This window comes from Acetitomaculum ruminis DSM 5522 (assembly GCF_900112085.1).
Classification (GTDB): Bacteria; Bacillota; Clostridia; order Lachnospirales; family Lachnospiraceae; genus Acetitomaculum; species Acetitomaculum ruminis.
Genome location: NZ_FOJY01000005.1, coordinates 106,049 through 129,113 on the forward strand (window position 1 = coordinate 106,049; position 23,065 = coordinate 129,113).

The 23,065-nt window shown below is 34.8% G+C and carries 14 protein-coding genes; 11 read left to right on the forward strand and 3 right to left on the reverse strand.

Annotation, left to right across the window (positions count from 1 at the left end; genetic code table 11):
• Nucleotides 1–652 precede the first annotated feature (652 nt).
• The 3 genes from BM153_RS04530 (at nt 653) to BM153_RS04540 (ending at nt 4,880) form a co-directional block, all read left to right on the forward strand.
• The gene (locus tag BM153_RS04530; RefSeq protein ID WP_092871211.1) at nt 653–1,198 is read left to right on the forward strand and encodes a MarR family winged helix-turn-helix transcriptional regulator; all 546 of its coding nucleotides are present in this window, start codon (nt 653–655) and stop codon (nt 1,196–1,198) included.
• Nucleotides 1,198–2,925: an ABC transporter ATP-binding protein gene (locus tag BM153_RS04535; protein ID WP_092871213.1), complete on the forward strand. Its 1,728-nt coding sequence runs from the start codon at nt 1,198–1,200 to the stop codon at nt 2,923–2,925. Before BM153_RS04530 ends, BM153_RS04535 begins: the two co-directional genes overlap by 1 nt.
• A gap of 83 nt (nt 2,926–3,008) precedes the next feature.
• Nucleotides 3,009–4,880: an ABC transporter ATP-binding protein gene (locus tag BM153_RS04540; RefSeq protein ID WP_092871321.1), complete on the forward strand. Its 1,872-nt coding sequence runs from the start codon at nt 3,009–3,011 to the stop codon at nt 4,878–4,880.
• Between the two features lie 55 nt (nt 4,881–4,935).
• Here the strand turns inward: BM153_RS04540 and BM153_RS04545 are convergent, their stop codons facing one another.
• Nucleotides 4,936–5,928 (reverse strand): lipoate--protein ligase, encoded by a 993-nt coding sequence (locus BM153_RS04545; protein ID WP_092871215.1) that lies wholly within the window; start codon nt 5,926–5,928, stop codon nt 4,936–4,938.
• Between the two features lie 270 nt (nt 5,929–6,198).
• Between BM153_RS04545 and BM153_RS04550 the strand changes: the two genes are divergently transcribed.
• The gene (locus tag BM153_RS04550; protein WP_092871217.1) at nt 6,199–6,501 is read left to right on the forward strand and encodes a DUF1292 domain-containing protein; all 303 of its coding nucleotides are present in this window, start codon (nt 6,199–6,201) and stop codon (nt 6,499–6,501) included.
• A 204-nt stretch (nt 6,502–6,705) separates the two neighbouring features.
• Nucleotides 6,706–8,451: an MATE family efflux transporter gene (locus tag BM153_RS04555; protein ID WP_092871219.1), complete on the forward strand. Its 1,746-nt coding sequence runs from the start codon at nt 6,706–6,708 to the stop codon at nt 8,449–8,451.
• 63 nt (nt 8,452–8,514) lie between these two features.
• Here the strand turns inward: BM153_RS04555 and BM153_RS04560 are convergent, their stop codons facing one another.
• Nucleotides 8,515–9,978, reverse strand: coding sequence for a nicotinate phosphoribosyltransferase (locus tag BM153_RS04560; RefSeq protein ID WP_092871221.1), 1,464 nt, complete (start codon nt 9,976–9,978; stop codon nt 8,515–8,517).
• A gap of 539 nt (nt 9,979–10,517) precedes the next feature.
• On the opposite strand from BM153_RS04560, the gene ileS reads away from it, so the two are divergent.
• Nucleotides 10,518–13,661: an isoleucine--tRNA ligase gene (gene ileS / locus BM153_RS04565; protein WP_092871223.1), complete on the forward strand. Its 3,144-nt coding sequence runs from the start codon at nt 10,518–10,520 to the stop codon at nt 13,659–13,661.
• A 99-nt stretch (nt 13,662–13,760) separates the two neighbouring features.
• Nucleotides 13,761–16,211: a glycogen/starch/alpha-glucan phosphorylase gene (locus tag BM153_RS04570; RefSeq protein ID WP_092871225.1), complete on the forward strand. Its 2,451-nt coding sequence runs from the start codon at nt 13,761–13,763 to the stop codon at nt 16,209–16,211.
• A gap of 51 nt (nt 16,212–16,262) precedes the next feature.
• Here the strand turns inward: BM153_RS04570 and BM153_RS04575 are convergent, their stop codons facing one another.
• Nucleotides 16,263–16,784 (reverse strand): helix-turn-helix domain-containing protein, encoded by a 522-nt coding sequence (locus tag BM153_RS04575; RefSeq protein ID WP_092871227.1) that lies wholly within the window; start codon nt 16,782–16,784, stop codon nt 16,263–16,265.
• A 261-nt stretch (nt 16,785–17,045) separates the two neighbouring features.
• Here BM153_RS04575 and BM153_RS04580 point away from each other — a divergent pair, with 261 nt between their 5' ends.
• From BM153_RS04580 to BM153_RS04595, 4 genes are all read left to right on the forward strand, one after another.
• Nucleotides 17,046–17,282 carry a hypothetical protein gene (locus BM153_RS04580; RefSeq protein WP_242949069.1) on the forward strand — a complete coding sequence of 79 codons (237 nt, stop codon included), beginning with the start codon at nt 17,046–17,048 and terminating at the stop codon, nt 17,280–17,282.
• Between the two features lie 157 nt (nt 17,283–17,439).
• Entirely contained in the window at nt 17,440–20,910 is a 3,471-nt protein-coding gene (locus tag BM153_RS04585; protein ID WP_092871229.1) for a DNA polymerase III subunit alpha, read from the forward strand.
• 198 nt (nt 20,911–21,108) lie between these two features.
• Nucleotides 21,109–22,083 (forward strand): 6-phosphofructokinase, encoded by a 975-nt coding sequence (pfkA, locus tag BM153_RS04590; protein WP_092871231.1) that lies wholly within the window; start codon nt 21,109–21,111, stop codon nt 22,081–22,083.
• Between the two features lie 10 nt (nt 22,084–22,093).
• Nucleotides 22,094–22,897, forward strand: a complete 804-nt coding sequence (locus tag BM153_RS04595; RefSeq protein WP_092871325.1) for a TrmH family RNA methyltransferase — start codon at nt 22,094–22,096, stop codon at nt 22,895–22,897.
• The last annotated feature ends 168 nt before the right edge of the window (nt 22,898–23,065 follow it).

The window sequence follows — 23,065 nt, forward strand, 5'->3', positions numbered from 1 at the left end:
AAATAAGCTTTAAAAAAGAGAGAAATTTAGCTATATTAACATAAAAAACAAAAATAATGTAACCGTGTTTACTTTTATGCCTTGCAATATGAAATATCAAAATCAAAAGAGAACGTTAAAAAATTATCAAATTTAGTAATAATAACGGAAAATTTCAAAAAAGAGGCAAAATTGGTACAAATTTCATAGTGCTATTAATACAATGACTTATAACGGGATTTGGTAATAGTATCTAAAATGATAAAAGGTTTTGAAGGATTTTGCTAACAATTTAACGACATTTTTTTAACAAGACTTTTCGGGCAAATTGCCGATTAACAAAGGGGTATTTATAGCTCCAACCAGGGGGTCTTTCGTGTAAAATACACTATTTAAATTGATTTCTTGTAATTACATACCTGAAATTCTCTAAATTATTTCCTGACAGGAAAAAAATCCAATAATAAAATTCGCACATTTTGTTAAAATGACTAAAAATTAATATCTACTTTAATTCTTTATATGAAAAAGATACTAAAGACTTGATGAAAATTATTAAACGGTTAATAATTTAATGTTTGACAATAAAACGTTAACTGCTTATAATTATAGAAAAACTATTTGATGTTATTATTATCGTCAATTGTTAAATTAAATTGCAGGAGGTGAATTGATGGAGTATTTTGAACTTCTGGGGAAGCTGGAACATATCAATCTTATTAGAAGGATATTTTTACAGGAAGTAAATTCCAAATTTGAAATTTATCAAGGTCAGATGCCCCTTTTAGGATATGTATTATTTCATCCCGGATGCACCCAGGTTGAGATAGCACAAGAACTGGCAGTTACACCTGCTTCTGTTGCTACTTCCAGTAAACGCCTTGCAAAAGCCGGACTTTTGGTGAAAAACATAGATGAAGATAATCTTCGTTGCAAGAAAGTTTTTCTCACCAAAAAGGGAGAGCAGATTGCAAGGGAGTGTGGTGGAAAACTCTACGAGTTTGACAAGCGGATGTTTGACGGTTTTTCTGAAGAGGATATGAAAACCCTTAGTGTATTTTTTGACAGGATACAGGAAAATACTCTGCAAGCCTTGAAAGAACAGTCCGATATAAGTATGGAATCTAACAGGGTTACTGTTCCATATTTGTTAAGACTTATGGAGAAAAGAGAAAAAGAACTAAAGAGAAAAAAATCTAAAGGAAGCGAGGAAGAATAATGGTTAAAAAAATCTTATCGTGCTTAGGTGAGTATAAAAAATATGCCATTCTTACTCCGGTTATTATTGTAGGAGAGGTAATTATGGAGACACTTATTCCCATGGTTATGGCTCAAATGGTAGACCGGGGAGTTGCCAATAAGGATATGAGTTTTATACTTAAAATGGGCGCACTAATGATATTGATGGCAGTCATCTCATTAACCTGTGGTGTTTTGGCAGGAAAATTTGCTGCTACAGCCAGTATGGGACTGGCAAAGGGTATAAGAAAAAAAGAATTTTATAATATTTCAAATTTTGCATTTTCTAATATTGATAAAATTGGTACCGCATCACTTATAACGCGTCTTACAACTGATGTTACCAATACTCAAAACGCCTTTCAGATGATAATAAGAATGGCAGTAAGAGCACCTCTTATGTTTATAAGTGCCACGGTTATGGCGGTTCTTATAAATGCGAAATTATCATTGATTGTTGCTGTTGCTATTCCTTTTTTGTCATTTGTTCTTTATTTTATTGCAACAAGTGCCTATCCAAGATTTATGGAGATGCTTTCAAAATATGACAAGTTAAATGCAAGAGTTCAGGAAAATCTTATTGCCATAAGGGTAGTTAAATCCTTTGTTCGCGGTGATTATGAATGCGAGGAATTTGAAAAAGCAGCAGATGCTGTAAGGAATGCTCAGTTAAGAGCAGAAAGAGTTGTTATCTGGAACATGCCTGCCATGCAGTTTTCCATGTATGCCTGTACAATAGCCGTTTCCTATTTTGGTGGTGTTATGATTATTGGTGGAAGCTTTAAGGTAGGGGCTCTTATGAGCTTTGTTTCATATATTTTACAGATTTTATTGTCACTTATGATGATTTCTATGATGTTTGTTATGCTGGTTTTATCAAGAGCCTCCATTCAAAGAATCGGAGAAGTATTAGAAGAAGAATCAGATATTAAGGATGATAAAGGAAATGAAGAACTTAAAGTTGAAGACGGTTCAATTAAGTTTAAAGATGTTGCTTTTTCCTATGCTAATGATCCGGGTAATTTAACCTTAGAAAGTATTGATTTTGAAATAAAATCCGGTGAAACCATCGGAATTATAGGAGGAACAGGTTCTGCCAAGACTTCCCTGGTTCAGCTTATTCCAAGGCTATATGATGTAATTAAGGGACAGGTTATTGTGGGAGGACATGATGTAAGAGAATATAAGCTTAATAATTTAAGGGACGAAGTGGCAATGGTTCTTCAAAAGAATGTACTCTTTTCAGGAACTATTGAAGATAATCTTAGATGGGGTGATAAAAATGCCTCCATGAATGAGATAGAAGAAGCATGTAAGGCTGCCTGTGCCCATGACTTTATTATGGAATTTCCTAATGGATACAAGACTGACTTAGGACAGGGTGGAGTTAATGTATCCGGTGGACAAAAGCAAAGAATCTGTATTGCCAGAGCACTTTTAAAGAAACCTAAAATAATTATTTTAGATGATTCCACCAGTGCCGTGGATACTGCTACAGATGCTCATATAAGACAGGCTTTTAAAGAAAAACTTTCAGATACTACAACTATTATTATAGCCCAAAGAATATCTTCCGTAGCTGATGCAGACAGAATTATTGTTTTGGATCAGGGTAAGATAAATGCTATTGGTACCCATGAAGAGCTTCTTAAATCCAATGAGATTTATAAAGAAGTATATGAATCACAACAGAAAGGAGCTGCGTAAAAATGTCAGAAGAAAAAAGAAATGATTATTCATCAGGCTCCAGACCCAGGGGACCAAGACCGGGAAGACACGGAGGACCACCTATGGGAGTAATGGGAGGCGGCCCAAAAAATGCAGGAAAAACCATAAAAAGAATTTTCTCCTACATGTCAGATATGAAAGGACAGCTTGTTATCATAGTAACCTGTATTGTTATAAGTACAATTGTGGGAATTATGGGAACATATTTTTTAAAACCCTTAATCAACAACTTTATAGAGCCTCTTATAGGTCAGAAAAATCCGGATCTTTCTGAATTTATCAAGTGGATTTTGCTTATGGCAGGGGCTTATATTATAGGTTGTCTGGCTACTTTTATATACAGCAGATTAATGGTAAATGTATCCACAAGAACTATCTATAAAATAAGAGTTGATATGTTTAACAGGATGCAAAAGCTTCCAATAAGATATTTTGATACCCATACTCATGGTGAAATAATGAGCTGCTATTCAAATGACATGGACACAGTAAGGGATATGTTAAGTCAGAGTTTTGCCCAGCTTATTAATTCAGGAATTAATGTTGTGGGAACATTTACAGTAATGCTCTTTTTAAGTCCATTGCTTACATTAATTGTAGTTGTTTCAATTTTTCTGATAATGTATATTGTTGGAGCATTGGGAAAAAGAAGCGGTAAATACTTTATGATGCAGCAAAAGGAATTAGGAGCTGTAAATGGTTACATAGAAGAAAGTATAGAAGGATTAAAAGTAATAAAGGTATTTTGCCATGAGGATGAAAGCAAAGTAGACTTTGATGAAAAGAATGATAAGCTTTTTAAGGCTGCCGAAAAAGCTAATTCCTATGCAAATATTATGATGCCGGCCATGAACAATCTTTCCTATGTGCAATATGCCGCAACCTGTATTGTAGGAAGTATATTTGTTATTGCAGGAAATATTGACCTTGGTACCCTTGCTTCCTTTTTGCAGTTTACCAGATCCTTTTCAATGCCTGTAACCCAGATTTCTCAGCAGTTTAATGCTATTATGCAGGCTTTGGCAGGTGCAGAAAGAATCTTTAATCTTATTGATGAAGAACCAGAAACAGACAATGGTTATGTAACTTTGGTAAATGCAAATATTGATGAAGATGGAAATATCACGGAAGCTGATAAAAGAACCGACAGATGGGCATGGAAACATCCTCATCATGATGGAAGCCTTACCTATACGGAAGTTAAGGGAAAAGTTGAATTTGAAGATGTGGTATTTGGATATGAAAGCAATAAAACAGTCTTAAACGGTATAAGTCTCTATGCAAAACCGGGACAGAAAATTGCCTTTGTAGGCTCTACAGGAGCTGGAAAAACCACAATTACAAACCTTATAAACAGATTTTATGATGTTCCTGACGGAAAAATTCGTTATGATGGTATAAATATTAATAAAATTAAAAAGGACGACCTTAGAAAGTCCCAGTCCATAGTTTTACAGGATACCCATTTATTTACAGGAACTGTAAAGGAAAATATAAGATATGGTAAGCTTGATGCTACGGATGATGAGATAAAGAATGCAGCAAAACTGGCCAATGCAGACTTCTTTATTAAACATTTGCCTAATGGTTACGATACAATGCTTACAGCAGACGGTGCCAACTTAAGTCAGGGTCAAAGACAGCTGTTGGCAATCGCCAGAGCAGCAGTTGCAGATCCTCCGGTACTTATTCTTGATGAAGCTACAAGTTCCATTGATACTAGAACTGAGCGACTTATAGAAGAGGGTATGGATAAGCTTATGGCCAACAGGACAGTATTTGTTATAGCCCATAGACTTTCAACTGTTAGAAACTCCAATGCAATTATGGTACTTGAAAATGGTGAAATTATTGAAAGAGGAGACCATGAAGAACTTATAGACCAAAAGGGCAAATATTACCAGCTTTATACCGGAATGTTTGAACTTTCCTAAAAATTTTACATAAATAAGAATCCCCCTTCCTAAAGCAGTGAAGGGGGATTAATATTTATAATTCTCTTTTCAGTAATGTAATAATATCACTTATGATTTGTTTTTGGAGGTTGTTTTCTACAGTAATGGAATCTAAAGCTTTTTTTATGCCCTCCGTGGAATATTTGCAATTTATAAGCAATTTGTTAATTGTATCAAAAATTGTTTCGTCCATGGAATCAGTATAGATTTTGCACTCTGAAATAAGTCCTTCTTTAATCTGAAAATGAAGCTGTATTTCACCCCAGTCAAAACGATTTTCCAATATATGTTCAAAATTGATTTTTCTTCCAAATACCCACTTATCAGATGTAAAAAAGTCTAATTCATTTTTCCAAAGAGATTTATCAGGAACCGGATAGAGCTTGCTGTCATCACCAAAAAGTTCTTTTGTGGTTTCTATCATGGCATCCTCAAAACCTTTTACGGTAATGTCCTTATTTAACTCCACCAGGTTTGTAACTCTGCTTTGCACTGATTTTACGCCTTTTGAGGCAAGTTTTGCCTTTGATACATTTAAGTATTTTGCCATTTTTTGAAGGTCTGCATTTATAAGCATAGTGGCATGCATAATGTGGAAATTATCATATTTTGAAAAAGCAGAACCAGATACTTTTTTGTTACCCTCCACCAAAAGGTCATTTCGTCCGTTGAAAAAGGCATCTATACCAAATTTTTTTAAAGAACTTGTGACAATGTTAATAAGCTGTTCAATGTTATAGTCTTTTTCATAGCAGATAAAAGAATAATTAACATTGCCCGGATCCTGGAACACGGCACCCCCACCGCTTTTTCGTCTTCCAATATTAATATTGTCCTCCTCCATGGCACTAAGATGACACTCCCTCCAGGGATTCTGGTTTCTACCGATTACTATGGTATTATTGTTCCACCATAAAAACAAAATAGCACATTCATTTTCCAGTTCTTTAATAAGATACTCTTCAAGAGCCAGATTAGTTCTTATATCGTGCTCATCGCTGATGTAAATTTTGACTTTTTTAAACATTTCTTTACCTCTTCTCCTACATATTTATACAAATATTTTAGGATAAATAGAAACAAAAGTCTAGTAAATCTATAGAGATTATTGGAAAATTGCTGAATTGATTGAAAATTATAGTTAATTTCTTTTAAAATATTTCATTTTTGTTATATACTTTGACAATAATCATGCTGATACTTTATACTTATTTATAAGGAAAATGTGGGGGACTTTGCCTGAAATTTCCTATTTTAAAGGTTTTTAGATGGTATCCCCTTAGAAAGGAAGCAAAAAATGGATAATAAAAATTTTGAGGAAGGTTATGTGACCTTTAAGACCACTACAAAAGATGGCAAAGAGGTTGAAATGGCTGTAGTGGATGAATTTGATTATGAAAAAGAACATTATGTAGTGGCATCATTGATTAATGAGGACGATACCATTGATGATGAAAATCGTTACATTTACAAAAGTATTGTAAAAGGTGATGAATTTAGCGTTGAGAAAATTAAAAGGGAATTTGACTATAAAAAAATAGCGCAGGCCTACTTAAGTATTGATGAAGGAGATAGTGAAAGCCTGCCTGAGAAAAATTAAAATATTTGTCGGAGAAATACCTTAAGGAACAAGGAAAAGACAAATGTATTATATTGACTGGTAAAAAAATACAAATACGATAGGAAATTTACAAATTCAGTTTTTTTAGTATTGTAGTACTTTAAAGTGTCGATATTTACAGTATATTAATACAAAATTTGAGACTTTGTATACATTCCGAGTTAATAAAGGTATGGTGATTACATGAACGAAAAAGAATTATTTAATAAAGTGATTCTTATGGACATTAAAAAAGATGGTCACATTATACAAAATCTTTTGGCAAATACTACGATTTTAATAGTAGCCAGTTCCATAATGGCCATTGTAGGAATGGTTGTGGATGGTGTGTTCATAGGAAGGTTTTGGGGTTCGGATTGCATAATTGTAAACGGCCTTATGATTCCTGTGTTGTTGTTGGTTTCTTTTGTGGGTGAGATGCTGGCAAGCGGAAGTAAAAATCTTATGATCGTTTATACAGGGAAAAATGAATGTGAAAAAGTAAATAAGGCTTTTACCCTAACATTATTATTCGGCGCATTTTTAGGGATACTTGTAGCAGTTCTTCTTTATGTATTTTCAGATGGTTTTCTGACGATACTTGGGGCAGGCGGAGATTTTGTTTATTTAAAACCGGTCTGTCTTGATTATTTAAAGGGAATACTGCCTGCAATTCCTATGATTATTATTTATGAAGTATTACAATCGGCTGTAAGTCTTGATAAAGACGATTTCAGACCACTTTTGGCCTTAATGACATTCTTTTTAACAGATATTATTTTTGATATTTTAAATGTTTATGTTTTTAAAGCCGGGATGTTTGGAATGGCTATAGCTACTTCAATCAGTTACTTAAGTGCCCTGGGATTACTGTTAATGCACTTTTTTGACGGTAAGACCTTTTTGAAAACTGATTTTAAAAAATTAAATTTTAAAGATATTAAGGTTATTATTTCTGAGGGGAAGTATATTCTTCTTGGAAGGGAACTTGTGGCAATTAAAGATTTTTGCATATATAAAATCCTGCTTTGTGTTACAAACGCAGCTACAATGGCGGCTTTTATAGTTTCCAATTATATGGTCTATGCAATTATGTCAATAGTATATGGTATTGCCAAGGCTACCTATTCCATTACAGAGGGATTTGTTCTGGAAAAAGACAATAAATCCCTAAGACATCTTTTAAGGGGAGCTATAAAGTATACGCTTATTTTGGTTGTTGGTTTTTGCGTGATTTTAAATATTTTTGCAGGAAATATTGCCGGTATATTCTTCAATGAAAATGCACAGGCAATCGATCAGGCTAAGATTATAATAAAAATGATGACTCTGTATCTTCCTGAATTTGCCTTGGGAAGCGTATTTATCGGTTATTTTAAGGGCATAAAAGAAAAAAAATTTGCTCGTATATTATCCCTTTTAAACAATGGTGTTCTTGTCTGTATTTTGGCAATAATACCTGGATATTTAAAGGAAAATGAAGGGATATTAATGGCATTTCCTATAAGTGGAATTATTACATTGCTTGCCATAGTTATTATGGCAACCAGAAGATGCGGACATCTTCCGTTTTGCATTAGGGATTTTGCTTTTCATAGCAGATTTTTACCTGAAAATGCTAAAATAAGGGATTCTATAGATATTTTAGTTACAGATGAAAAGCAATTAAATATAACTTCAAAAAAAATAAAGGAATTTTGCATATCTAAGGGAATTATAAGTACCAATGCAAATGCCATAGCAAAATATACACAAAACCTTACAAGGGATGCCTTGAATGAAGAAAGCGGGGAACCGGTATCTGTAAAAATTCACTTATTTGCCAGTAGCAAAAAAGTTACTATCAGGTTTAATAAAATAGGCACACCGGTTAAAAGTAACGAATTAAAGCTTTGGGATATTGATGGTGCCTTATCCCGAATGGCTTTAGGTGATACATATATTCAATGAAAATAAAAAAGGAACTTCCAATCCGTATAAACGGCAGGAAGCTCCTTTTTTTATTTAAAATAATTATAAAACTTTTCCACTCATTTCTTTAAAAAGTCCCATTTTTGTTCTAAAAAGTTTATTGGATAAATCTACCGGAACCAAAGTAGGATTAATAAGGCGTCTGGTTTCGGGTCTTAATGTGGCAAGTTCTTTTTGGCAGTTTTCGCGGATTTCCATAACTGAAGGAGATTCGTAAACACAATTACCCTTGTCAAAGACCTGTACAAATAATTCTCTTAATTTAAAAGTACCGGCTTTTAATATGGCACTTTTCCAGGTATCTACAGAGTCAAAAAGCTCAAGATCTTTATCTTCTATATAGGATTCATCATTCATCGATAAAAGGTCTGCACGAATGTAGCCATCATCTTTATTATAGATACGATAAATCTTTTTATTTCCCGGATTTGTGATTTTTTCAGTATTTTCTGAAAGTTTAATCTTAGGAACAAAGATTCCTTCTTCATCCTGGACTGCAGCCAGTTTATAAACTCCGCCAAAAGATGACCAGCCTTTGGAAGTAATCATATGAGTACCTACTCCCCAGGAATTGATTTTTGCTCCCTGGATATGAAGAGAAGTAATTAAGTTTTCATCAAGGTCATTAGAAGCGGATATAATAGCATTTTCAAAACCTGCTTCATCTAACATTTTACGGGCTTCTTTGGAAAGATAAGCCAAATCTCCGCTGTCAAGACGGATACCGTATTTTTTAAGTTCGATACCTTCCTCTTTCATTTCTTTAAAAACTCTTATGGCATTTGGAACCCCTGAATTTAAAGTATCATAGGTATCAACCAGTAAAAGACAGTTATTAGGATAAAGCTTTGCATAATTTTTAAATGCTGTATATTCATCAGGAAAACTCATAATCCAGCTGTGGGCATGGGTTCCCATAACAGGTATACCAAAAAATTTCCCGGCTAAAACATTGGAGGTTCCGATACATCCTGCTATTACGGCTGCTCTTGCTCCAAAGGTTCCTGCATCTGCACCTTGAGCGCGTCTAAGTCCAAATTCCATGACACCTTCACCATCAGCTGCATAAACAACTCTGGAGGTTTTAGTAGCAATAAGTGACTGGTGATTGATGAAATTTAATATGGCAGGTTCAATAAGCTGAGCTTCTGAAATTGGCGCAATCACCTTGATTAAAGGCTCTCTTGGAAATACAACCGTGCCTTCCGGTATTGCATAAAGATCACCGGAAAACTTAAAATTGGCAAGATAGTCAAGAAATTCTTTATCGAAAGTATTAAGACTGTCAAGATAATCAATATCTTCTTTGGTAAACTTAAGATTTTTGATGTAGTCAATTACCTGCTCTAATCCGCAGGCAATGGCATATCCGCCATTATAGGGATTTTCACGATAAAATACGTCAAAAACGGCTATTTCATCTTCATCTTTGTACCTTTTAAAATATCCCTGCATCATTGTAAGTTCATACAAGTCTGTAAGGAGTGTTAAATCACGAGTTTCCATAATATTTTTCTCCTTTTATTTACAATTCTATAAAAAATAGAATCTCTATAATTATGTCGCTTTAGAATCAGCAACAAATCTCAGTAAAATTTAACAAAAACTGTTAGAAAATTAACAAAGTTTTCTAGCAATTTTTATATACTAAAGAATAGCATAATTGACTTTTTAAGGCAAGGAAAAGGAAGTATTGACAAAAAGTAAAAAAAAGCTTTATAATCTTGAAAAGATATATTTAAAAACTGTGATGAAGAAGGCGGATTATTTTCGATAGTTACAGAGAAACCGGCGTTGGTGAGAGCCGGTGCGTGTAGGAATTTTCCGGTATCACTTCTAAGTTTCGTGTCAAACGGATTTTATCTTAGTAGGCATTGACGGATTTCCCCCGTTACCGGGAACGCGTATGATAGTATGTTGTAACAGGTGGTATAGCGATCCTTTCGTCCTTTTGCGATGAAAGGATTTTTTTAATTTTTAGCCTACATTAATACGAAAAAACATCATACCGGTTTGTGATATTAGATAACGAAAGGAAGAAAAAAATGTACGACAAAGTAGAGACTAATTTGAATTTTGTTGAGCGTGAAAGAAAAACAGAAAAATTCTGGGAAGACAATGACATTTTCACAAAAAGTATGGAAAACCGTAAAGAGGGTGAAACATATACTTTTTATGACGGACCTCCTACCGCTAATGGTAAGCCTCATATAGGACATGTGCTTACCAGAGTTATCAAGGATATGATACCAAGATATCGTACAATGAAAGGCTACATGGTTCCAAGAAAGGCCGGATGGGATACCCACGGACTTCCTGTAGAGCTGGAAGTTGAAAAGGCACTGGGACTTGATGGAAAAGAGCAGATAGAAGAGTATGGTATTGAACCATTCATTAAAAAATGTAAAGAAAGCGTATGGAAATATAAGGGAATGTGGGAAGAATTCTCAGGAACCGTAGGTTTCTGGGCTGATATGAATGATCCTTATGTTACCTATCATAATTCCTACATAGAGTCAGAATGGTGGGCTTTAAAGAAAATCTGGGACAAGGGACTTTTATATAAAGGTTTTAGAATCGTACCTTACTGTCCTCGTTGTGGAACACCTCTTTCAAGTCATGAGGTTGCTCAGGGTTATAAGGATATTAAAGAAAAATCAGCAGTTGTGCGTTTTAAGGTAAAAGGAGAAGATACTTATATTTTAGCCTGGACCACCACTCCGTGGACCCTTCCTTCAAATGTTGCACTTTGTGTAAATCCAAATGAGGACTATGCAAAGGTAAAAACTGCTGACGGTTATACCTATATTTTGGCAAAGGCACTTTGTGAAACAGTTTTAGGTGGAGATAAACCTACTGCTCCATATGAAATAATTGAAACCTGCAAGGGTAAAGAACTTGAAAATATGGAATATGAGCCATTATTTGACTTTGGTCTTGCAGTATGTGAAAAACAGGGCAAAAAAGGATATTATGTAATTTGTGATAATTATGTTACTCTTACAGACGGTACCGGTGTAGTTCATAATGCTCCTGCTTTTGGTGAGGACGATAACAGAGTTGGAAAAATTTATGATCTTCCGTTTTTACAGTTTGTAGACCCTAAGGGAGAAATGACAAAAGAAACTCCATGGGAAGGTGTCTTTGTTAAAAAGGCTGATCCTATTATTTTAAAGGATCTTGAAGAAAGAGGCCTTTTGTTTGATGCACCTAAATTCGAGCACAGCTATCCGTTTTGCTGGAGATGTGATACTCCTCTTATCTACTATGCAAGAGATTCCTGGTTTATTGCCATGACAAAGGTAAGGGAGAATTTAATTAAAAATAATAATACAATCAACTGGATTCCTGAAAGTATCGGAAAAGGACGCTTTGGAGACTGGCTTGAAAATGTCCAGGACTGGGATGTAAGCCGTAACCGTTATTGGGGAACTCCTTTAAATGTATGGGTTTGCGACTGCGGACATATGCATTCTATTGGAAGCATTGAAGAATTAAAGAGCTTATCAGATAACTGTCCTGATGATATTGAACTTCACAGACCATACATTGATGATGTAACTATCAAATGTGAAAAATGCGGAGGAGAAATGCATAGAACACCTGAGGTTATCGACTGCTGGTTTGATTCAGGTTCAATGCCTTTTGCACAGCATCATTATCCATTTGAAAATAAAGACCTGTTTGAAAAACAGTATCCTGCAAAATTTATTTCAGAAGCAGTTGACCAGACAAGAGGATGGTTTTATTCACTTCTTGCCATTTCTACACTTATTTTCGACAAGGCTCCATACGAAAATGTTATCGTTTTAGGCCATGTTCAGGATAAGGACGGCAAAAAAATGAGTAAAAGTAAAGGAAATGCCGTAGATCCTATGGAGGCTCTTAACCAATACGGAGCAGATGCAATCCGCTGGTATTTCTATGTAAATTCAGCTCCTTGGCTTCCAAACCGTTTCCATGGAGATGCAGTAACAGAAGGTCAGAGAAAATTCATGGGTACCTTATGGAATACCTATGCATTCTTTGTGCTTTATGCTAATATCGATAATTTTGATGCGACAAAATACACATTAGAATATGACAAACTTCCTGTAATGGATAAATGGATATTATCAAAACTTAATACACTTATTAAGGAAGTTGATACAGATCTTGAAAATTACAGAATTCCTGAATCTGCAAGAGCTTTACAGACTTTCGTTGATGAGCTTTCTAACTGGTATGTAAGACGAAGCAGAGAACGCTTTTGGGCTAAGGGAATGGAGCAGGATAAGATTAATGCCTATATGACTTTATATACATCACTTGTTACAGTTAGCAAGCTGGCAGCTCCTCTTATTCCATTTATGACAGAGGATATTTATCAGAATCTTGTTAGAAAGATTGATGCAAACGCTCCAGAAAGTATCCATCTTTGCGATTATCCTGTATGTGATGAGTCTCATATCGATAAGGAACTTGAGACTTACATGGATTCTGTTTTGAAGGTTGTAGTTTTAGGAAGAGCCTGCAGAAACAGTTCAAATGTGAAGAATAGACAACCTATTGCAAAAATGTTTGTTAAGATAGACGTAAAATTGTCCGATTTCTATAAAGAGATTATCGAGGATGAATTAAATGTCAAAGAAGCAGAATTTACTGATGATGTAAGAAACTACACATCTTATAATTTCAAGCCACAATTAAAGAGCGTTGGACCAAAATATGGAAAACTTCTTGGAAAGATAAAAGGAATTCTTTCAAATCTGGATGGCAATAAAGCTATGGATGAGCTTAATGAAAAAGGCACATTGGAGTTTGATATTGATGGAGAAAAGGTTGTATTGTCTAAGGAAGACTTACTCATAGATATGTGCCAGGAAGAAGGATTTGCCGCACAAAGTGACGGTGGAGTAACAGTAGTACTTGATATTCGTCTTACACCAGAGCTTATTGAGGAAGGTTTTGTACGTGAGGTTATCAGTAAGATTCAGACCATGAGAAAAGAGGCTGACTTTGAGGTAATGGACAAAATCAAAATCTATGTATCCGGAAATGAAAAGATTGCTGATATTCTTAAAAATAACAGCGAAGTTATCATGGCAGATACTTTAGGCGAGGAAATCATTTACGATTCCCTTTCAGGCTATAACAAAGAATGGAACATTAACGGTGAAAAAGTAAGCCTTGGTGTCGAGAAACAATAATTAAATAAGATATTAAAATTTGCCCCCGAAATCTTTGTTTTGGGGGCTTTTGCCTTTATTATCTTAGGATGAAGATCTGAATTTAAAGGAGGTCATAAAATGGCTAAAATGTTTAGCAAGGAAGAATTTATTAAATCCGTAGAAGATAATCTTAAGCTTTTATACAGGAAAGATGTAGAATCAGCAAGCACACAGCAGCTTTATCAGGCTGTGTCCTATTCCGTAAAAGAAATGATTATTGAAAAGTGGATGAGTTCACAAAATGAATTTGAAAAACAGGGCGCAAAAATGGTTTATTACATGTCCATGGAATTTTTAGTAGGACGAGCATTAGGTAATAACCTTATTAACCTTGGATGTTATAAAGAAATAGCCGAGGCCCTGGATGAAATAGGAGTTGACCTTAATCTTTTGGAGGATGAAGAGCCGGATCCGGCCCTTGGAAATGGTGGTCTTGGAAGACTGGCAGCCTGCTTTTTGGATTCTTTGACAACCCTTGGTTATCGTGCTTACGGATGTGGAATCAGATATCATTACGGAATGTTTAAACAAAAAATAGATGATGGCTTCCAGAAAGAAGTTCCTGATAACTGGTTAAAAGACGGCTATCCTTTTGAGTTAAAAAGACCTGAACATGCCAAAGAAGTAAGATTTGGAGGTTATGTTAATTATGTATTAAAACAGGATGGAACCTATGATTATATTCATGAAGGTTATCAGTCAGTAAAGGCAGTTCCTTATGATATTCCTATAATCGGTTATAAAAATAATGTAGTAAATACCCTTAGAATCTGGGATGCTGAGCCTATTAACGAATTTCAATTGGAATCCTTTGATGCCGGTGATTATAAAAAAGCCCTAGAACAGGATAATCTTGCTAAAACCATTACAGAGGTACTTTATCCAAAAGATGATCATATGGCAGGAAAAGAACTTAGATTAAAACAGCAGTATTTCTTTATTTCAGCCAGTGTACAAAGAGCTGTAGAAGCCTTTAAATTAGGTAATGATAATATTATGGAATTTCCTAAATATGTATGTTTCCAGTTAAATGATACTCACCCGACCATAGCCATAGCAGAGCTTATGAGGGTGCTTATGGATGATGAAATGTTAGAATGGGATGATGCATGGGAAATTACTTCTCATACCTGTGCTTATACAAACCATACCATTATGTCAGAAGCATTGGAAAAATGGCCTATTGAGCTGTTTTCAAGGCTTTTACCAAGGGTTTATCAGATAATCGAAGAAATAAACAGAAGATTTCAGGCTCAAATAGAGGCAAAATATCCTGGTGATACTAAAAAAGTTGAAAAAATGGGTATCATATATGATGGACAGGTTAGAATGGCTAATCTTGCTATTGCTTGCGGATTTTCAGTTAATGGTGTTGCAAGACTTCATACTGAGATTCTTAAAAAACAGGAACTTAAAGATTTTTATGAAATGTTCCCTGAAAAATTCAGCAATAAGACTAATGGAATAACCCAAAGGAGATTTTTGTGCCATGCAAATCCTCTTTTAGCAGACTGGATAACTGATAAAATCGGAGATGAATGGATTACAAATCTTTCAGAATTGTCAAAACTTAAATTATATACGGAAGATGAAAAAGCTTTGAATGAATTTATGACAATTAAATTCAAGAATAAGCAGCGTCTTGCAAAATATGTATTAGAACATAATGGAGTGGAAATAGACCCTCATTCAATATTTGATATTCAGGTAAAAAGACTTCATGAATACAAGAGGCAGCTTTTAAATATACTTCATATTATGTATCTTTATAACAGGATTAAAGAACGTCCTGATATTGATTTTTATCCGAGAACCTTTATTTTCGGAGCAAAGGCTGCGGCAGGCTATCATATTGCAAAACTTACAATTAAGCTTATAAATACAGTTGCAGATATAATAAATAATGATGCATCCATCCACGGAAAATTGAAAGTGGTATTTATAGAGGATTACAGAGTATCCAATGCAGAATTATTATTTGCAGCGGCAGATGTCAGTGAACAGATTTCTACAGCATCAAAGGAAGCTTCAGGAACCGGTAATATGAAATTTATGTTAAACGGTGCAATAACCATTGGAACAATGGATGGTGCTAATGTGGAAATAGTGGAAGAAGTAGGAGATGACAATGCGGTAATCTTTGGACTTAGTGCGCAAGAGGTAATAGAATATGAAAACCATGGAGGCTATGATCCTGTAGAAATCTTTAACAGTGACCCTGATATCAGAAAAGTTCTTATGCAGCTTATAAACGGCTTCTATAATCCTGGCGATACAGAACTTTTCAGAGATATTTATAATTCCTTACTTAATACAAAATCTTCTTCAAGGGCAGATACTTACTTTATCCTTAAAGATTTTAAATCCTATGCAAATGCTCAGGAAAAAATCGAGGAATTTTACAGGGATAAGAACAGATGGGCAAAGGCAGCTCTTTTAAATACAGCCTGCAGTGGAAAATTCAGTTCAGACAGAACAATAGAGGAATATGTAAAAGATATATGGAAGCTTGAAAAAGCCAACTTCTAAAATAAAAAGCGTATAGCAAAAAGGCAAAAGTCTTTTTGTTATACGCTTTTTTTAAGATTTCATGCTAAGATTTTTTTGCATATCAAGTTTTTCTTTGTCAATTTCTCCCTTGGCAATATTTGTATTAATCCAAAGTCTTAATGAATCAATGGTAAGGGAGATTTTTTCCAGCTGTTCCTGGATTTTTACGAAATCCGGGAATTCGTCTTCAGTAAGTCTTCCGTCTTCTGCGATTTCAATAAGCCTGTCTTTTTGCTTTGTTAACGCATTTAAGGATGACAATATTCCAAGAGAGATTTCCGGCAGGCTGGAGATTTTGATTTCAGGAATCAAATCCTGGCCTATTTGACATTCATGGGTGCAATAATAGTTACAAAGACTTGGTTTTTTATAGGCCTTAGCCATGGCAACTACATCCTCTGGCTGAACCTGGGCAGTGTCATTTTCGATTTTTTCAATTCTGCTTTCTGATACATATTCCATAAGTTCACTGGCCTGGGCTCTTGTAAGGTTTGATTCCTCACGACTTATCTGGTATATGTTTTTGTTGTCTTTAGTGGATCTTTTTCCCATTTATAAACTCCTTTTAGCTGTCATGTAAATGTCATTTTTAAATATTATAATATTATATAGATTTTTAAGAGTTATGAAAAGTCTAATTCTCTGTTTTTAGAGAAATAAGATATTCTTATTCCCGAAATTACAGGTTTAAGAAAAAATAAAAAAGATATAAAATAAAAACATCAAAACTTATTGAATAAATGAACGAAAAAATATTCAATAACAAAACTAGTCACAGGATAATAAAACTTTTTTATGGAAAGGAAGAAAAAAATGATTCTATCAATAATATTTATGTGTTTAATGATTTCAGTAATAGCAAGATTAATAATTTTTGCAGTAGGTGCAACCTGGGGAATACTTAAAATTGCAGGTTATATTATTTTTACACCTTTGGCACTTGTAGTCCTATTCTTTACGGGACTTGCAAAGATTGCTTTTATTTTACTTGTAATTTATGCAATCGCATCTATATTTTCAACAAAAGGATTGGGATTTGGAAATCGTTAAAATTTTTAAAGGATAATAAGTTTAAAGTCATATACAAAAAATCTAAAAGACCGGAGTGGTAAAAGGCAAATCTACCAACTCCGGTTTTTTTGTGTTAGAATAAGTCGACGGTTACCTTTAAATTTTTATTTAAAGAATTTTCCAAGGAGGAAAGAATTTGAGTTTTGCACATTTGCATGTCCACACAGAATACAGTTTGTTGGACGGTTCAAATAAAATAAAAGAATATGTTGCCAGAGTTAAGGAGTTAGGCATGAACTGCGCTGCCATTACAGATCATGGTGTAATGTATGGCGTTATAGATTTTTATGAAGAATGTCTGGCTATGGGGATAAATCCCATCTTAGGATGTGAAGTATATGTTGCTCCGGGCTCCAGGTTTGACAGGGAAATTTCAAGTGAAGAGGACAGGTATTATCATCTTGTGCTTTTGGCTGAAAATAATACAGGCTATGAAAATCTTATGAAGATAGTATCAAAGGGTTTTGTGGATGGCTTTTATTACAAACCAAGGATTGATATGGAGCTTTTAAGAAAATATCATGAGGGTATCATTGCTTTAAGTGCCTGCCTTGCAGGAGAGATTCCAAGGCTTATACAAAGAGGTTTATTGGAAGAGGCCACTAATAAAGCACTGGAGTTTAAAGAATTATTCGGAAAGGATAATTTCTTTTTAGAGCTTCAGGACCATGGCATTAAAGCTCAGAGTCTGGTTAATGAAAAGCTTGTTTTAATCAGTGAAAAGACAGGTATTGAACTTGTGGCTACCAATGATGTTCATTATACTTATGCAGATGACTTTATTCCTCATGACATACTTCTTTGTCTTCAGACAGGAAAGAAGCTTACAGATGAGGACAGAATGCGTTATGAGGGTGGACAGTACTATGTAAAAAGCGAAGAAGAAATGTTAAGTCTTTTTCCAAATCATAAAGAAGCTATAGAAAATACCCAAAAAATAGCGGAAAGATGCCATGTAGACATAGAATTTGGGAATTTAAAACTTCCTAAATTTGATGTTCCTGATGGATATACCTCTACTGAGTATCTAAATAAACTGTGTTATGAAGGTCTTGAAACAAGATATGGAAAGGATGCAAATAAATACAAAGATAAACTAAAATATGAGCTGGATGTTATTGAAAACATGGGCTATGTTGACTACTTTTTAATAGTTTGGGATTTTATTAAATATTCAAAAGACCATGGAATTATGGTGGGCCCGGGACGAGGCTCTGCAGCAGGAAGTATTGTTGCCTACACCCTGGAAATAACAGATATTGATCCCATAAAATATAACCTTATTTTTGAAAGATTTCTAAATAAAGAGCGTGTGACAATGCCCGATATAGACGTTGATTTTTGCTATGAAAGGCGTCAGGAGGTTATTGATTATGTTACAAAAAAATACGGAAAAGATAAGGTGGTTCAGATAGTTACCTTTGGTACCCTGGCAGCAAGAGGTGTAATCAGAGATGTGGGAAGGGTTTTGGACATTCCTTATGCAAATGTTGATGCAATAGCTAAAATGATTCCAAATGAGCTGGGAATAACCATAGATAAGGCGCTTGTAAAAAATAAAGAGCTGGCTGATTTATATGAAAATGACCCCACCGTAAAAAATCTCATTGATATGTCAAGAAGACTTGAAGGACTTCCAAGGCATACTTCAATGCATGCGGCAGGGGTGGTTATCAGTAAAAAAAGTGTGGATGAATATGTTCCCCTTTCAAGGTCCCAGGATGGAAGTATTACCACCCAGTTTACCATGACTACATTAGAGCGTCTTGGTCTTTTAAAAATGGACTTTTTGGGACTTAGAACTTTAACGGTAATAAGGGATGCCTTAAAAATTATCAAGGATAATTACGGTAAAGATATTGACCTTAAAAAAATAGATTATGATGATAAAAATGTCCTAGAGCTTATAGGAAGTGGAAAAACCGAGGGAATATTCCAGCTTGAAAGTGCCGGTATGAAAAGCTTTATGCATGAGCTTTCCCCCAAAAGTCTTGAAGACATCATAGCCGGAATTTCCCTTTACAGACCGGGACCTATGGACTTTATTCCGGCTTATATAAAGGGAAAAAACAATCCGGATCAGATTAAATATGACACGCCTCTTCTGGAAAATATTCTTTCTCCCACCTATGGCTGCATAGTTTATCAGGAGCAGGTTATGCAAATCGTAAGAGACCTGGCAGGTTATACCATGGGGCGAAGTGACCTTGTAAGAAGGGCCATGTCAAAGAAAAAAGCCTCCGTAATGGAGCAGGAAAGAAAGAATTTTGTCTACGGAAACAAAGAAGAAAATGTTCCGGGATGTATCAGCAAAGGGATTTCTATAGAAGTTGCAAACAAGATTTATGACGATATGATTGATTTTGCGAAATATGCTTTTAATAAATCCCATGCTGCGGCCTATGCGGTGGTGTCATTTCAGACAGCATTTTTAAAAAGGTATTATCCCATAGAGTACATGGCGGCTTTAATGACCTCTGTTATTGATAATCCTTCCAAGGTTACGGCTTATATTTTAACCTGTCGTCAAATGGGAATAAAAATATGTCCTCCGGATATAAATTCCGGAATCAGGTCTTTTTCCGTAAAAAATAAATCAATTGTCTATGCCCTTTCAGCCATAAAAAATGTTGGGGGAGGGATTATAGAAAAAATAGTTGAGGAAAGAAATGCCCATGGAAATTTCAGGGACTTAGAAGACTTTATAGAAAGAATGTCCTCTTTTGAAATAAATAAAAGGCTCGTTGAAAATATGATAAAAGCAGGAGCATTTGACTGTTTTGAAGGGACAAGAAAGCAAAAAATGTCTGTTTATGGCTCAATTATTGACAGAGTAATGAAGGATAAGAAAAATGTTGTGGCAGGTCAAATGTCATTTTTCGATTTCATGAATGATGAGGATAAGGAAAAATTCAAGCCTTCCCTGCCAAATGTAGGAGAATATCCTAAAAAAGTCCTTTTATCCTTTGAAAAAGATGTAATGGGCCTTTATGTCAGCGGGCATCCTCTTGATGATGACAGAGAAAAGCTGGAAAAATTTACCACTGCCAAAAGCATAGATTTCCAGCTTTCCGGGGACGGGGAGGAAGAAAGTTCATTAAAAGATGGTATATATGTAACTGTAGGGGGAATAATCAGTGACATTACCGTAAAATACACCAGAAAAAATCAAAAGATGGCTTTCGTTACTTTAGAGGATTTATATGGAAGCATGGAGATAATAGTATTTCCTAATCTTTATGAGAAAAACGAAGCAATCTTTGAAGAAGATGGCAGAATATTTATAAGGGGAAAAGTGCAAAACAGAGAGGATGAAGGTGGAAAGCTTATTGCTGAAAGTGCAGTTACCTTTGACAATCTAAAAAAGGAACTATGGCTTCAGTTTACAAATATGGAGGATTATGAAAGTAAAAAAGACAGTGTGGTTGACCTTATTTCAGCTTATAATCACGGTGATGTAAACGGTATTATTATTTACTTAAAAGAGTCCAGACAACTAAAAAAATTAGGCAAAAAAGTGACAGATAGTTTAGAAGAAGATTTTGTACTAATGTTAAAAGGGATTTTGGGCGAAAATAATGTAAAGGTAGTTGAAAAAGGAATTTGAACGCAGTGTAAGCAATCCCCCGCTTCAAAAGCGTAAGCTTTAAGCGGGGGTATAAGCTTACTAGTGTCAGAAGGGGTTAAAGCCCCTTCTGACAGGTGGCACAAAGTGCCATCGCGTTCATGAGGAAGTAGCGAAGCGGATTCCGAATGTCCGCTTTACCATACAAGCTTTAAACCAATCTTACAAGGAGGCTTTTTCGTGAAAAATAAAATTAAAACCATAGGAGTACTTACAAGTGGTGGAGATGCTCCTGGGATGAATGCAGCCATCAGAGCTGTTGTCCGTACCGGAATATATAACAATCTTAGAGTAATGGGTATCAAAAGAGGATACGCAGGACTTTTACAAAAAGAAATAATGGAAATGGATGTCACCAGTGTTGGTGAAACAATACAAAGAGGTGGAACAATATTACAGACAGCCAGATGTCCGGAATTTGTTACCTTAGAGGGTCAGAAACAGGCCGCTGAAATCTGCCATGAAATGGGAATAGATGCAGTGGTGGTAATAGGAGGAGACGGCTCCTACAAAGGTGCAAGAGCACTTTCCCATCAGGGAATTGCTGTTGTGGGAATACCTGGGACTATTGACCTTGACATTGCATGTACAGAATATACAATAGGCTTTGATACGGCAGTAAATACTGCAATGGAGGCTATTGATAAGGTAAGGGATACCTCATCCTCCCATGAAAGATGTTCAATTATTGAAGTTATGGGAAGAAATGCAGGATATATTGCATTGTGGTGTGGTATAGCAAATGGAGCAGAAGATATACTTCTTCCTGAAAAATTTGACGGTGATGAACAAAGAATTATAGACAATATTATTGCTAACAGAAAAAAAGGAAAACAGCATCATATTATTATCAATGCGGAAGGAATTGGTGATTCTAACGGTATGGCCAAAAGAATTGAAGCGGCAACCGGTATAGAAACCAGAGCCACTATCTTAGGCTATATGCAAAGAGGTGGAAGTCCGACCTGCAAGGACAGGGTATTTGCTTCAACTATGGGCGCTTTGGCTGTTGACCTTTTAGTACAGGGAAAAATCAACAGAATTATTGCCTATAAAGATGGCGAATACATAAATCTTGATATAGATGAAGCATTAGAGATGCAGAAAAATATTTCAGAATATCAGTATAAGATAAGCAGAATTTTAGCAAAGTGAAAAAATGGAAATAATAACAAGTAATAAAAACAAAAAAGTAAAAAATCTTATTTCGCTTATAAAAAAAAGAAAAAACAGAGATGATTTGGGGGTTTATATAGTTGAAGGCCCCAAGATGTTTAGTGAGGCACATTTTAGCGAAATTATTGAGATTTATTTTTCAAAATCCTTTTATGAAAGTGAATTTGAAAATGATACAGACCTAGAAAACAGCTTAAAACAAAGAAATATAGATACTCAGATTGTAGAAATACTATCAGATGAAGTATTTAAAAATGTGTCGGGAACTGATACACCCCAGGGGGTGTTGGCAGTTTTGCGACAGAAAGAGTATGAATTAGAGGATTTATTGAAAGATAATAATCCTCTGATTTTGATTCTTGAAAATCTACAGGATCCCGGAAATATGGGAACAATGCTTAGAACCGGGGAAGCGGCTGGAATAAGTGGAATGCTTATTAGTAAAAATAGTGTGGATATTTATAATCCAAAAACAATTCGTTCCACCATGGGTTCCATTTTCAGAGTACCCTTTGTATATTCTAAAGATATATTAAGGGATGTTAATATACTAAAAGATAAAGGAATAAACATCTATTGTGCCCATTTAAAAGCAGAAAATTTTTATGATGAAAAGGATTATAAAAAGCCTACAGCCTTTGTTATCGGAAATGAAAGCAAAGGAATTAGTGACAAGTTAAGCAATGAGATAAATAATTACATAAAAATCCCCATGTCCGGAAAGGTAGAATCTTTAAATGCCGCCCAGGCAGCAGGGATACTTATGTATGAAGCAAAAAGACAAAGACGATAATTATAATAATATTTAAGCGTAGCGATTGTATTTTCAATTGTTACGCTTTTTTATTGTGTTTTACACAAATATTACAAGTGTATTCAAAAAAACAATAATAAAAAAAGATTGAGAAAAGACATAATTTCCAGATTTAAAAGCTAAATTTTTTATTTTAAATCTAAAAAT

Bases quoted from the DNA above. Each gene is read 5' to 3' on its own strand.
- BM153_RS04530 (WP_092871211.1), top strand. From the start codon at position 653: ATGGAGTATTTTGAACTTCTGGGGAAGCTGGAACATATCAATCTTATT.
- BM153_RS04535 (WP_092871213.1), top strand. From the start codon at position 1,198: ATGGTTAAAAAAATCTTATCGTGCTTAGGTGAGTATAAAAAATATGCC.
- BM153_RS04540 (WP_092871321.1), top strand. From the start codon at position 3,009: ATGGGAGTAATGGGAGGCGGCCCAAAAAATGCAGGAAAAACCATAAAA.
- BM153_RS04545 (WP_092871215.1), bottom strand. From the start codon at position 5,928: ATGTTTAAAAAAGTCAAAATTTACATCAGCGATGAGCACGATATAAGA.
- BM153_RS04550 (WP_092871217.1), top strand. From the start codon at position 6,199: ATGGATAATAAAAATTTTGAGGAAGGTTATGTGACCTTTAAGACCACT.
- BM153_RS04555 (WP_092871219.1), top strand. From the start codon at position 6,706: ATGAACGAAAAAGAATTATTTAATAAAGTGATTCTTATGGACATTAAA.
- BM153_RS04560 (WP_092871221.1), bottom strand. From the start codon at position 9,978: ATGGAAACTCGTGATTTAACACTCCTTACAGACTTGTATGAACTTACA.
- ileS (WP_092871223.1), top strand. From the start codon at position 10,518: ATGTACGACAAAGTAGAGACTAATTTGAATTTTGTTGAGCGTGAAAGA.
- BM153_RS04570 (WP_092871225.1), top strand. From the start codon at position 13,761: ATGGCTAAAATGTTTAGCAAGGAAGAATTTATTAAATCCGTAGAAGAT.
- BM153_RS04575 (WP_092871227.1), bottom strand. From the start codon at position 16,784: ATGGGAAAAAGATCCACTAAAGACAACAAAAACATATACCAGATAAGT.
- BM153_RS04580 (WP_242949069.1), top strand. From the start codon at position 17,046: ATGATTCTATCAATAATATTTATGTGTTTAATGATTTCAGTAATAGCA.